Source organism: Bacteroidota bacterium (assembly GCA_016713765.1).
In the GTDB taxonomy this organism is placed as follows: Bacteria; Bacteroidota; Bacteroidia; order AKYH767-A; family 2013-40CM-41-45; genus Pollutiaquabacter; species Pollutiaquabacter aromativorans.
Genome location: JADJON010000001.1, coordinates 1,653,971 through 1,667,569, shown reverse-complemented (window position 1 = coordinate 1,667,569; position 13,599 = coordinate 1,653,971). Strand labels below are relative to the sequence as shown.

The following is a 13,599-nucleotide window of genomic DNA, read 5'->3' as shown; positions in this document are numbered from 1 at the left end:
CCTTCAAATGAAAAAAGCATTACTACTATTCTTTATTGGCAGCCTATTCCTGCAGAGCGGCATCAACGCACAGGACAACGCCGCTCCAAGCTTCAACTTCAAGAACGGCCTGGGCATTGCCAGTCCGGACAGCGCGTTCACCATGAACATCCGCTTCCGGATCCAGAACCGGGCTGCATTCACCGTCGCACAAGAGGACGAGGACACCTGGGATGTATCTGCCGTAGATGCCCGCGTCCGACGCATGCGCCTCCGCTTTGAAGGACAGGTGTACGATCCCCGGCTCACCTACCTGATCCAACTGAGCTTCAGTAGGGGCGACATGGACTGGGACAATTCCGGTGTGCCGAATGTGTTGCGTGACGCCATGGTGTTTTACAAAGTCAGCAACAAACTCAACATCGCCCTGGGGCAGGGAAAGCTACCCGGTAATCGTCAGCGTGTCGTTTCTTCCGGAGACCAGCAGTTTGCCGACCGTTCGATTGTTAATGCCGCGTTGAACATTGACCGGGATTTCGGTTTTCAGTTCAACTATACCGAGAAAACCGGAGACGTTTACTACATCCTGCGTGGCGCGGTGAGTTCCGGCGAAGGACGCAACTCCGCAGGCTCCGACAAAGGATTGTGTTATACGGGCCGACTGGAATTACTCCCCTTCGGCCTGTTCGATCGAAGAGGAGATTATTTCGAAGGCGACCTGGCCCGGGAGAAAAAGCCGAAACTGTCGCTGGCCGGTGGCTTGTCTTTCAACGACCGCTCCGTTCGTACCGGCGGACAACTCGGGCGAGATCTTTATAGTCCTGTTGATATTCAAACAGCCATTTTCGACGGACTGTTCAAATACCAGGGCATCGCGCTTTACGGTGAATACATGCAACGCGAAACTCCGGAATTTTCTCCTGTGACGGAAAACAGCAGTGGCGCCAAGCGCTATGTATTTGCCGGCGAAGGCATGCTTGCCCAGGCGTCTTACCTTTTCAAAAGCAACTATGAAATCGCCGCCCGGTATGCCCTCACCCATCCGGCTGCTTCGATTCAATCCCTTGAACCGGAACGCACCAATTATACGCTGGGCGTGACCAAGTATCTCAAAGCGCACCGCGTCAAGCTCCAGTCCGATGTAACTTATGAGGAGACGCTTAACTTGTCCAACGATACCGAAGGAAAGAACTGGCAGTTCCGTTTCCAGGTGGAACTTGGCATCTGATCAGTTTGGTATTAAAAAGACGAGCGCGCAGAAGTCATCCGCGCGCTCGTCTTTTTAAGTTAGCAGCTGGTTATTCGACTACCAGTCGGCTCATGGCTCGTTGACCATTCAGCTCAAGGGTGAGGAAGTAAACGCCGCTTTGAAGCATGCGCACATCGACCGTACGATGTTGTTCGTCGATAGTCGTAAGCAACACTTCTTTTCCGGTGAGGTCCATCAGCCGTGCGACTACCGAACCACTTCCGGCCGGAAGTGTGATCTGGAACTCATCGCGGGCGGGATTCGGGAAAACATTGATTCCGGCAAGCAGTGCGGATGAATAAATACCCGTTGGGGTGAACGCAAAGACCGGAGAAACGCCGGCGCAACCTGCTGCTGAATATGCCACCACTTCATAGTTACCACTCTGCGTGGCGACGAAGAACGGAGAAGCACCTGAACCTGCGAGATTGCCGTTGAGGTACCATTCGTAGGTTACACCACCACTCGTATACAAGGTATCGCCGCTCATGGTAATCACCGGCGCGGGCGTCACGTCAATGTCGACCTGTACGGTTGCCGATGAGCTGCATCCGTTTGCATCCGTGACTACAACCGTGTACCCGGTAGCCGACGCGGGAGTCGCGACCGGGTTCGGGTCAGTGGCCGAGCTCAGACCTGTAGCGGGGGACCACAGATAAGCAAGCGTGCCGGTGCCACCCAGGCCTGTCGGACTTCCACCGATCGTAGCTGCAGCGCCGGAGCAAACTGCCGCATTGGCACCCGCGTCTGCAACGATAGCCGAAGGCTCCGTGATTGAAACGCTCAGGTTGTTGACACATCCGGTTTGGTCGGTAACCGTTACACTGTAACTACCGGCAGCGACGCCGCTCACGCTGGCAGTCGTGTTACCGTTGGACCACTGATACGTGTAGGGTCCGGTACCACCGGAAACCGTGACAGTGGCGGAACCATCGGTTCCACCGTTGCAAGCCGGTGAGGTGGATGAACTGTTGACGGACATCGTGCCGGCGGTAACGGCCAGGGTACTGGGTGTACTGCTTCCGCAGGAATTATTGGCGGTCACCGTGATGTTACCGGAAGTCGTGCTGGAGGTGACGTTGATGGAATTCGTCGTAGACGTACCGGTCCAACCGGAAGGCAACGTCCAGGCGTAGGTCGTGGCGCCCGCTACCGTTGCTACCGAATAGGTGGTAGCGGTTCCGGAACACAAGGAAGTGCTACCACTGATAGATCCCGGTTGAGAGGGCGTAGCGCTAGCCGTTACGGCCAGGGTGCGAGCCGTACTGTTTCCACACGAATTGTTCGCCGTTACGGAGATATTGCCGGAGGTACTTCCGGTGGTAACGTTGATGCTATTGCTGGTCGAGGTTCCCGTCCATCCGGAAGGCAATGTCCAGGTATACGTGGTCGCGCCGGAAACTGCAGCTACGGAATAGGTAACCGAACTTCCGCTGCAGGGGGTTGCGCCACCACTGATCGTACCCGGTTGAGCCGGCGTGGTGTTAGCGGTTACGGCCAGTGTTTGCGCGGTGCTGCTACCGCAGGCATTATTGGCAGTAACGGTAACATTACCGGAGGTACTGCCGGAGGTAACGTTGATGCTGTTGCTGGTCGAACTTCCCGTCCATCCGGAAGGAAGCGTCCACGTATAAGAAGTTGCGCCGGACACCGTAGCCACCGAATAGGTCACAGCCGAACCACTGCACTGCGTGGCACCGCCACTGATCGAGCCCGGTTGTGCCGGTGTCGTACAAGTAGCTTCCGTGAAAACCTGGTTGGATTTGTACACGTAGTCGTTGCTCTCGTTACCATCACCGTCGGCGGCAACGCCGGCGAAGTAGAAGGTGACCGGACCAGTACCAGCCGCAGGAGCTGTCCAGCTGAAGTTAAAGGTCATCGAGCTGGGGTTGGCACCGCCGTCGAGCGTATGCACCACGTTACGACGGGAGACCCCGCTGACAGTCGCGGATTTGATCTGAGTATGCGTAGCATCCGTGATATTCAGCGTGCCGCCGTTGGCATTCGAAGCCGTCAGTGCTTCGATGCCGACACCGAACAAACTGTTGGCCGACCGGGCGACGGTAACCGACATATTATAGGTTTGGCCCGGTGTATACTCATGGGTCGGCATACCGGTAGCGGTGATCGAAATCGATCCTCCGCCGGAGTTGATGCCGAAGTCACTGTGACAATCCGTACAATCAACTTCACCGGGGGCGCCGGTTCTAGCTGCTTTGCCGTTGTCGCTCATTTGTTCGCTGGTCAGCAGTGTGACCGCGATTACCGGAACGAGTACCAGTAATAATTTTTTGATCATGGTGGTGAGGGTTGAGATAGGTGATGAATTGAATGGACACCGGACTTAGCCGGTCGCAGTTGGTCACATTCAATGGTTCCGAATCAGAGGGGAACTTCAAACACCATCGAAGCAGGCGCAAAGTAGTTGAAGGAAAAGAATCCGGAAAGTGATGGAAGTCAGGTCCCGGGTGATACTCATCTTCCCTACCGAAGTTCTTTCAAAACCTCAGGAAAGTCGCAATCAGCGCGGGAAGCACGTTTCTTCGTTCATTCGAAGCGCCAAATTCAAGTACCTGCTTTTTATAAAAAGTTCAATAGTAAAACTATCACTAACAGTAAGGATACTTCGTGATTAAAACAGATCGAGCTGTAATTGCATCCGTTCCTCCGGAATCCGAAAGGCAGACAGATCATAGGCAGGCACTGATCTGCCGGACAGATGACGGCGTACCGATTGTCGAAAGAGTTGCTTGATGCTCTCAGCGATATTTCCTTCACCGGTCATACGGGTTCCGAACCGGCTATCGGACAGAGAACCTCCATGACATTCCGCGATTTGGTTCAGCACTTTCTCCGCCCTGTCAGGAAAGTGTTCGTGCAGCCAGGACTTGAATACGTCGGCAACCGCATCGTTGAGGCGGACGATGGTCATCCCCGCGTTGAGGGCTCCTGCTGCCGCTGCCGCTTCGATGATGGTGGGGATCTCCGGTGCATTGATTCCGGGAATGATCGGCGCGACCATCACATCGGCCGGAATCCCCGCTTCACTAAGCCGTCGGACCGTTTCCAAACGTTGTCGTCCGGTCACCGTCCGCGGCTCGAGTACGCGTCGGATCTTTTCATCGAGAGAAGTGATGGAGAGGTACACATGCACCAGGTTCAAGGATGCCAACTCCTTTAGCAAATCGAGGTCGCGCAGGACAAGCTTGTTTTTTGTGATAATGCCGACCGGGTTCCGGAATTTCAATGCGACCTCCAGGAGCTGCCGGGTTATTTTCCAGTGTCGCTCGGCGGGCTGGTAACAATCCGTATTACCGGAGAGCATGATCGGCGCAGGCTTCCAGTTGCGTTTGCGCATCTCCGCTTCGAGTAAGCGCGGCGCCTCGGGTTTAACGATGATCTTTTGCTCAAAGTCAAGGCCGGGACTCAGCCCCCAATAGGCATGTGTATTCCGGGCATAGCAATAGGTGCAGCCATGTTCACATCCCTGATAAGGGTTCACGGAAAAATCGGTTGGGATATCCGGGCTGTCGATCCGGTTGATGATCTTCTTCGGGTATTCTAAAAGATACGTTGTAGGATGCAGGGGATCGAAGGCCTCGTCCAGTCCTTCCGGATGATCGAATACGAGCTCCGACTTCAGGTACTTGCTCTTCGGGTTGATCCGCGCGCCGCGACTGCTACCTACGGGGGTTGTCATACGATCCAAACTGCTTTCTATAAGAAAAGAAAAAAGGGATCGCGCAACACAAGAGCCATAAAAGAAGCCATCCGAAGATGGCTTTTGGCAGACTCCGCTTCGCCTTAGAAAGAAATGATCATGTATCCCTTCTGTTCTAAGGGAGCGGTGGGTACGTTGTTGAACAGCGCGGACTCCGCGGCCTGCTTGGCCTTTGTCTTCAGGTATTCACTATTCGTGGTGCTTCCGGGAGCACCCGGAATGGCCTTCATGACGTGGCCGTATTTATCAATGGTAACATCCACCACGACCGTTCCTTTTTCCTGCGTCAGGTTGTCGATCCTTGGGGGCTTCGCAACGATTCGGTCGGCAACCTTGTAGCGGACCAGGTAGGATCCGGAAGTAACCTGCTTCTCGCCTACTTCCCGGGGAGCGGATGATGTCGATTCGCCCGCCGTCAGCGACGACTGTTCCACAAAGTTGATGGAGTACAGATCCGCCAACGGGAACTTCATCTTGTTTCCCTTGTAGAGGAACTCGAGGGTCTCGTTTTGAATGGACTCCACTTTACCGCTCATCTTTTCGCCGGATTTCATCGTCACGACGTGCTGGCCCTGGACCAGGGTTCCCGCCATCAGGAGGGCGGAAAGGATCATTGCTTTTCGCATGGTTTTCTGGATAATCATGCCGGAACGGTTACAATAACCGGGCCCGGAGCTGATTGGGTAAAAGTAGGGCTCAGTTCAGCCGCTTCCCGGCAACTAGCCGGGCTGTTTTTAACAGAGAAGTCTACAGCCGGGGAACCCTGCCCGGTGCGTATAAATCCCTATTTTTGACCCAATCATTTAAACACAACTCCATGATCAAACGTCTACTCCTTACCAGCATGTTACTTGGAGGTCTGGCCGCTTCAGCTCAGACCTGGACGATGCAGAATGTCGGATTCATCTCCGCCGGCGCATATCCTTTCGACATTTCCGTACCGGACGCGAACTCCGCGTGGTGCGTAGCCTATGACGGCTCCGGCGCGGCCGCCAACCTGCAGGAATTCTCCCGCACGATCGATGGCGGTACTACCTGGACCGCGGGTCTGGTCACCACCGGTACCAACCTCGCCTTCTCCTGTATCAGCGCCATCGATGCCGATACGGCCTATGCCATGATGTACGATGCCGACGCCGGTGCAGGCGGTGGCATTTTCAAGACCACCGATGGCGGCGCTAACTGGGCACAGATCGCCGTAGGCCTGATCTTCGATGGCAACTCATTCCCGAACGTGGTACATTTCTTCGACGCTCAGAACGGTTTTGCCATGGGCGACCCGAACGGCGGTTACTTCGAGATCTACACCACGAACGACTTCGGCGCAAGCTGGAACCGGGTGCCTTCAGGCAGTATCCCCGCACCGCTCGCCGGTGAATACGGAATCGTAAACGACTTTGACGTAGTCGGACAGACCATCTGGTTTGGCACCAACAAAGGGCGCGTTTTCAAATCCGACGACGGCGGCTTGAACTGGACCGCAGCGAGTGTACCTGCCAGTGCTTCCCGCACGATTTCGGCCATCGGTTTCCGCGACGCGAACACCGGCATTTGCATCAGCACTCCGACCAGTGGTACGGCCACGGTCTATACCTCAACGGATGGCGGCGCAACCTGGACCCTCCTGAGCCCTGCCGGCCCGATGTTCCTCAGTGAAGTTGACAATATTCCCGGCACGAACGTTTGGGTAAGCTGCGGTGCGAGTACAGTTGGTCGCGGCTCTTCCTACTCAACCGATGACGGCGCCAGCTGGGTTGGAATCGACACCTCCGGACAGGGCACCATGGATGGTTATACCGAAGTCGGTTTCCTCGACATCAACACCGGTTATGCCGGCGGTTTCGCCGTTGATCAGTTGACTGATGGTGTTTACAAGTGGGACGCGGGTATTCTTTCTGCGAAAGATCTCAGCCCGCGTGCCGAATTCGTCGCCTACCCGAATCCCAGCCAGGGATTGGTCAACCTCCGGATCAAAGCCCGTCAGCAGGATGTGTTGGTTCGCCTGATCGACATGACCGGTCGCGAAGTTGCTTTCCGCAGCTTCCAACAGGTTTCCGGGCTGTTCAATCAGACGCTTGACTTCTCTTACCTGCCTGCCGGCCTCTACAACCTCGTAGTAGAAAACGGTTCCGACCGGGTTACCGAACGGATCGTTCTTCAGTAATTCGTTCCTTACCGGTATTCAACACCCCTGCGTCTGCGGGGGTGTTTTTTTATTCCCATTTTCCAACGAAGCCTTCATGATGAGGGCAGGGCAATCGTTACCTTTACCGCTCCTCCCCAGACATGAAACTGCTTTTTTCCTACCTCAGCAAACATCGTAAAACCGTTTTCCTGGCATTGCTGTTAGCGGCGGTCAACCAGATTTTCTCCTTAATGGACCCGCTCATCGCCGGAAAGATGATGGACCGGTTCGGAGTGCACATAAATGATTATCGCGGCGATCCCATCAGCCGGTTTGTCGGCGACATCCTGCTGTTGTTGCTTGCCTCGATGGGTGTTGCCATGGTATCCAGAATAGCGAAGAACTTCCAGGACTACTTTACCAGTGTAATCGTGCAGCGGACTGGCGCGGCGATGTACACCGACGGGATCCGGCATTCGCTCGAACTCCCTTACCAGGTCTTTGAAGACCAGCGCAGCGGAGAAACGCTGGGCAAGCTCCAGAAAGTCCGGTTGGACAGTGAGAAACTGATCAATTCGTTCATCAGTGTAGTTTTCCAGACACTGGTGGGACTGATCTTCGTCTTATGGTATGCCTTCACGGTACACTGGATCATCGCGCCGGTTTTCCTCGTTACCGTTCCTTTGCTTGGCGTCATCAGCAACCTGCTCAGTAAACGGATTAAGAAAGTTTCGAAGGAGATCGTCTCTGAAACGACCGCCCTTGCCGGCTCAACGACCGAGTCCTTACGGAATATCGAACTGGTAAAAAGCCTCGGGCTGGCGAACCAGGAGGTGACCCGGTTGAATACGATCACCGGAAAGATCCTGAAGCTGGAGCTGAAGAAGGTGCGTTTCATTCGCAGTCTGAGTTTCGTGCAGGGAACGACCGTCAACTTCCTGCGAACCTCCTTCGTATTTCTACTCTACTATCTTGTCTTCCGCGACACGATCTCACCGGGAAAGCTGATGACCCTGATGTTCTTCAGCTTCTTCATCTTCGGACCGTTACAGGAACTCGGGAATGTGATTGCCATCTACCGTGAGACACAAGTTTCCTTACAGAACTTTCAGACCATCCTGAACATACCGAAGGAACCGCGACCGGCACATCCCGCCACGATCGGGCCGGTCGAACGTCTACGCTATGAGCGCGTCACGTTTCGTCATCAGGCCTCGACGCACAACGCGGTGGAGAACATCTCCTTTGAGGTGACCAAAGGTCAAAGCGTCGCATTCGTCGGCCCTTCCGGCTCCGGCAAGACCACCCTGGTGAAACTCCTCCTCGGCCTCTACCCTCCTTACTCCGGTGATATCTATTACAACGACATCCCCGGAAGCCAGATCGAGAAGGACGAATTGCGCGAACAGATCGGTTTCGTATCGCAGGATACGCAACTCTTCTCGGGAACCATCCGGGAGAACCTGCTGTTCGTCCGCCCGGGCGCCACGGATGAAGACTGCTATCGTGTTCTACGCCAGGCCGCCTGTCAGTCCCTGTTGGATCGCGCCTCCAACGGGCTGGACACCGTCATTGGCGAGGGAGGCGTAAAAGTTTCGGGCGGCGAGAAGCAGCGCCTTTCGATTGCAAGAGCGCTGCTGCGCAATCCAAAGCTCCTGATCTTCGATGAAGCCACCTCGGCGCTGGACTCCATTACCGAAGAAGAAATTACCGGTACGATACGACAACTTTCCGCCCGGCAGGAGCATATCACGATCATGATCGCTCACCGGCTGAGTACGATCCTGCACGCGGACCGCATCATCGTACTCGAAAAGGGACAAGTGGTGGAAACGGGAACGCATCAGGAACTCATCGAAACCAAAGGACTTTATTATGCCATGTGGCGTCAACAGATCGGTGAACGCAAGCGTGATGAAGAACGATCGAATGGATCCGCACGTCCGGCGCCCCAGCACGCATGAACAGTATCCGGGATCGTCTCTATTCACGGCTGCAGCAACCCTTACCCGGTATCGAGTCACAACTTCGCCTTGCACACCCGGACCGCATCAAGAATGTTCGCGAACTGAAGATTCCGGACAACGCGAGAATCAGCAGCGTCTTGGTGCTGCTCTATCCCGGCGATGCCGAAGTCCATTTCCCTCTGATCGTTCGTCCCGATTATCCGGGTGTACACAGTGGACAGGTCGGTTTACCCGGCGGGAAGCAGGAACCGGAAGACAGCAGTTTATCCGCAACTGCCCTGCGGGAGACCCATGAGGAAGTCGGCATTCATCCCGATACGATCGAACTGCTTGGCCGCTTGACGCCACTCTACATTCCTCCCAGCGGTTTCCTGGTGCACCCCTTCGTGGGCTGGCTGGGCCGATCGCCTGAATTCGCCATCGACCCTGCCGAGGTCGCGTCCCTTTTTGAAGTTTCCGTTTCCCGGCTCTTAGATCCCAATGCTATTTCCGAGGAGCGCATCCGGTTGCAAAGTGGTTTGCAGCTCACCACTCCTGCCTTCCGCTTCGATGACCGTATTGTCTGGGGTGCTACGGCGATGATCCTAAGCGAATTCGGAGAAGTCTGGAGGCAAGCCCTGGATCCGACACAATAAAAAAGCCCCGCTGAAGCGAGGCTTTTTTATTTGAGATAAGTCAAGATCAGGCGTGTGCCTTCATTGCCTGGGCTTTCATCCATTCGGTCGTGACGGAGCCCGGTCGTTCGATCGGATGACCGAGCGCACGATCCCACAAGAGCGACGCGAGTACCCCCAAGGCGCGGCTGACGCCGAAGAGCACCGTATAGAAATCATACTCTTCCATGCCGTAGTGAATGAGCAATGCGCCACTGTGGGCATCCACATTCGGCCAGGGGTTCTTGATCTTTTTGATTCCGCTCAGAATCGGAGGCACTACATCATAGACGGTATGCACGATCTGACACATGGAGTCGTCGGGCATGTAAGTCTTGGCGAATTCCATCTGGGCGATGAAGCGCGGATCGGTCTTGCGCAGTACGGCATGGCCGTAGCCCGGAATCACTTTCCCATCCTCGATCGTCTTCATGACATATTCGTGGATCTGTTCTTTGGAAGGCGTCGCGCCGTCGTAATAATTCCGAAGGTCGATGAGCCAGCGAACCACTTCCTGATTGGCCAGTCCGTGCAAAGGGCCCGCCAGTCCGTTCATACCGGCCGCAAAGGACAAGTAGGCATCACTCAGAGCCGAACCGACGAGGTGGGTGGAATGGGCGGAGACGTTTCCTCCCTCGTGATCGGCATGGATCGTGAGGTAGAGGCGCATCAGGCGTTTCATGTTGTAATCGTCGTACCCCAACATGTGGGCGAAATTCGCAGCCCAATCCAGTTTGGGATCCGGTTCAATATGAACGCCATTCTTATAGACCCGACGATAGATGTACGCTGCCACGCGCGGCAAACGGGCGATGAGATTCATCACATCCTCGTACATCGGATCCCAATACTCTTTTTTACTGAGGCCCTTCCGGTAAGCACTGGCGAATACCGATTCAGTTTGCAGCGCCATGACGGCCATGCTGAACTGGGTCATCGGATGGGTGTTAGCCGGGAGTTTATCCAGCATGTCGAACACATGCTTGGGAACGTTGCTCCGGCGCGCCCACTGGTTGGAAACGTAGGTCGCTTCTTCATCCGTCGGGATCTCACCGATCAGCATGAGGTAGAAGATACCTTCCGGTAACGGTTCCGTATCACCAGGAGCCTTGGGCAGTTTTTCCCGCAGTTCAGGAATGCTGTAACCGCGAAAACGGATACCTTCTTCCGGATCAAGTTTACTTGTTTCGGTCACCATCCCGATCATTCCCTTCATTCCGCTATAGACCTGTTCGATCGTATAGGAGCCGATGACATGGTTTCCGTTTTCCTTGATGAAATCTTTCAGCTCCGCTGCCATTGGCAACGCCACTTTTGCGAATTTCTCTTTCAGCTTGTCGGTTTTCACTGCAGTAAGATTAAAAGGCCGCGAGGGTCGGACTTGTTATTGGTTGTTGTATCGTTCCTGAGTCTTTCGGAACTTTTCCTGATTTGCCTTCTTATTAGAGCTCTCGATATTCAATTCCGGGAATACGATGATTAGACTGACCAGAAACGCAAGGATAAGGAATACCCACAATGCCATCTGACCATACTTTTTCATCCGTCGCTTTGAGATCAACGGATTCTTTTTCGTTTTTACCCGAACCCGCTTTCGCAGACGACCGCTTCGCGGTGAGATGGAATACTCACCGGAGGCCAATTTTTCCTGCAGCGTACGCTCGTCCATTAACTAACTATCGTAAGCCGCCCGTTGTTCAGGAGCGACTTACAAATTTAAAATCTTTTCCGCCAAATCGGGCATTTTCGCCTAAAGCTTCTTCGATGCGGAGCAATTGGTTGTATTTGGCAATCCGGTCGGACCGGGAGGCCGATCCGGTCTTGATCTGCCCGGTATTCAGGGCAACGGCAAGGTCAGCGATGGTGCTGTCTTCCGTCTCCCCGGAACGATGGCTCATGACCGAGGTATAACCGTTCCGATGGGCCAGGTCTACCGCTTCGATGGTCTCGGTGAGGGTCCCGATCTGGTTGACCTTTACCAAAATGGAATTGGCGACACCCTGGCGGATCCCGTCACCCAGTCGTTTCACGTTGGTGACGAAGAGGTCATCGCCGACGAGCTGCACCTTCTTGCCAGCCAGTTCGGTGAGCTTCTTCCATCCGGCCCAGTCGTCTTCCGCAAGTCCGTCCTCGATCGATACGATTGGGTATTTGGCGATCCAGCTTTGCCAGAACTCCGCCATCTGATCGGGGGTGAGTTTATCGCCCGTAGATTTTTTGAAGATGTACTGTCCGGAGGCTGCGTCAAAGAACTCGGTCGAAGCGGCATCCATGGCAATGAAAATGTCCTTACCCGCCACATAACCGGCCTCTCCGATCGCATCCATGACCGCCTGAATCGCTTCTTCATTCGATTTCAGGTTCGGCGCGAATCCGCCCTCGTCGCCTACGTTGGTGGAAAGACCTTTCTTCTTCAGGACCGCTTTCAGGTGATGGAACACTTCGGTTCCCATCCGGAGGGATTCGGAAAACGATGCAGCTCCGACGGGCATGATCATGAATTCCTGGAAGTCGATCCCGTTGTCGGCATGGGCACCGCCGTTCAGGATGTTCATCATGGGCAAGGGAAGAACGTTGGCGTTCACGCCACCGATGTAGCGATACAAGGGCTGTCCGCTTTCAATTGCCGCTGCCTTGGCACAGGCCAGTGAAACCCCCAGGATGGCATTGGCACCAAGGTTGGCTTTATTCTCGGTCCCGTCGATCTTGATCATCGCCAGGTCGATCAGCCGTTGTTCATAGACCGGAAAGCCATGAAGCTCTTCGTTCAACGTCTTGTTCACATTGTGAACGGCCCGCAACACCCCTTTTCCGAGGTACTTTTTCTTATCACCATCGCGCAGTTCTACCGCTTCATGTGCGCCGGTTGATGCGCCGGAAGGAACGGCAGCCCTGCCAACAACGCCATTTTCGGTAACTACGTCAACTTCTACCGTGGGATTGCCGCGGGAGTCCAGGATCTGTCTGGCGCGAATTTCAGCGATCGTGCTCATAATGGTGGTTTTGCGACGCAAAAATACGGAAAAAACCGGGCATTTGGCCACTTGGGCGAATCCTGACGCCTTCCTCCCAACCCGGTTTTTTACCTTCGTCCCGTTGAATCCGCTCTACCCAGCACTCGAATATTGCCGCTACCGGGTTCGTGCCTCGAACGAACATGGGTTGCACTCGCCTTTTGTCTACGAGTTATACAACTCGGTGATTCGGGATGAAACACCTTACTACGTCTTCGGCCTGATTGAATCCATACGCGCCCGCATGATCCTGAGCGATGAAGTGATCGACGTGCGTGATTTCGGGACCGGAGGCGGACCAACCGGGAGCAAGCGCCGACTGGGTGTTTCAGCGATTGCCCGACGGTTTGTGCAATCTCGTCGTCACGGACAACTGCTGTTTCGCCTCGTCAACCGCTTTCAGCCGGGCAAGGTGCTGGAGTTGGGGACCTCGATTGGGATCACCACGCTTTACCTCGCCGCACCCTCCGGAAACACCGAAGTCTGGACACTGGAAGGTTGTCCGGAGACAGCCCGCATCGCGCAGGAGAATTTCGACTCGGTGCAGGCGCCGAACATCCACCCGGTCGTTGGAGAATTCAGCACTACGCTTCCGGACGTGCTCCGGCAAATGGGAACGGTCGACTTCGCCTTTCTGGATGGCAACCACCGTTACGAAGCGACCCTTGCCTACTTCCGGCAACTGCTACCCTTTACGCATGAGCATTCCGTACTCGTATTCGACGACATCCATTGGAGTTCGGAGATGCGCAGAGCCTGGGAGGTGATCCGACAAGATCCGGCGGTCACCATCAGCATCGACCTCTACCAATTTGGAATCGTATTCTTTCGGCAAGGTCAGGCACGACAACATTTCACCCTTCAATACTGAAGCGATCCCTAACGTTTTGA

Annotated in this window: 10 protein-coding genes; 5 read left to right on the top strand and 5 right to left on the bottom strand. The window is 54.8% G+C overall.

The features are described 5' to 3' along the window. The first annotated feature begins 7 nt into the window (after positions 1–7). Positions 8–1,207, top strand: a complete 1,200-nt coding sequence (locus IPJ96_06285; GenBank protein ID MBK7909960.1) for a porin — start codon at positions 8–10, stop codon at positions 1,205–1,207. A gap of 70 nt (positions 1,208–1,277) precedes the next feature. Here IPJ96_06285 and IPJ96_06280 read toward each other — a convergent pair whose 3' ends face one another. The 3 genes from IPJ96_06280 to IPJ96_06270 all read right to left on the bottom strand — a co-directional run bounded on the left by IPJ96_06280 (position 1,278) and on the right by IPJ96_06270 (position 5,593). Further along, entirely contained in the window at positions 1,278–3,527 is a 2,250-nt protein-coding gene (locus IPJ96_06280) for a T9SS type A sorting domain-containing protein (protein ID MBK7909959.1), read from the bottom strand. Positions 3,528–3,860: 333 nt separating this feature from the next. Next, positions 3,861–4,928, bottom strand: coding sequence for a PA0069 family radical SAM protein (locus tag IPJ96_06275; GenBank protein MBK7909958.1), 1,068 nt, complete (start codon positions 4,926–4,928; stop codon positions 3,861–3,863). 104 nt (positions 4,929–5,032) lie between these two features. Beyond that, on the bottom strand, positions 5,033–5,593 hold the full coding sequence (locus IPJ96_06270; protein MBK7909957.1) for a hypothetical protein: 561 nt from the start codon (positions 5,591–5,593) through the stop codon (positions 5,033–5,035). Positions 5,594–5,766: 173 nt separating this feature from the next. On the opposite strand from IPJ96_06270, the gene IPJ96_06265 reads away from it, so the two are divergent. The 3 genes from IPJ96_06265 (at position 5,767) to IPJ96_06255 (ending at position 9,676) form a co-directional block, all read left to right on the top strand. Further along, positions 5,767–7,113: a T9SS type A sorting domain-containing protein gene (locus tag IPJ96_06265; protein ID MBK7909956.1), complete on the top strand. Its 1,347-nt coding sequence runs from the start codon at positions 5,767–5,769 to the stop codon at positions 7,111–7,113. 122 nt (positions 7,114–7,235) lie between these two features. Then, positions 7,236–9,038, top strand: coding sequence for an ABC transporter ATP-binding protein (locus IPJ96_06260; protein MBK7909955.1), 1,803 nt, complete (start codon positions 7,236–7,238; stop codon positions 9,036–9,038). After that, complete coding sequence (locus tag IPJ96_06255; protein ID MBK7909954.1) at positions 9,035–9,676, top strand: CoA pyrophosphatase; 642 nt, start codon at positions 9,035–9,037, stop codon at positions 9,674–9,676. Before IPJ96_06260 ends, IPJ96_06255 begins: the two co-directional genes overlap by 4 nt. A 46-nt stretch (positions 9,677–9,722) precedes the next feature. Here the strand turns inward: IPJ96_06255 and IPJ96_06250 are convergent, their stop codons facing one another. Both IPJ96_06250 and eno read right to left on the bottom strand, forming a co-directional pair. Beyond that, positions 9,723–10,994: a citrate (Si)-synthase, eukaryotic gene (locus IPJ96_06250; protein ID MBK7909953.1), complete on the bottom strand. Its 1,272-nt coding sequence runs from the start codon at positions 10,992–10,994 to the stop codon at positions 9,723–9,725. Between the two features lie 397 nt (positions 10,995–11,391). Further along, positions 11,392–12,687, bottom strand: a complete 1,296-nt coding sequence (gene eno / locus IPJ96_06245; protein MBK7909952.1) for a phosphopyruvate hydratase — start codon at positions 12,685–12,687, stop codon at positions 11,392–11,394. 103 nt (positions 12,688–12,790) lie between these two features. Here eno and IPJ96_06240 point away from each other — a divergent pair, with 103 nt between their 5' ends. Then, complete coding sequence (locus tag IPJ96_06240) at positions 12,791–13,579, top strand: class I SAM-dependent methyltransferase (protein MBK7909951.1); 789 nt, start codon at positions 12,791–12,793, stop codon at positions 13,577–13,579. Positions 13,580–13,599 lie beyond the last annotated feature (20 nt).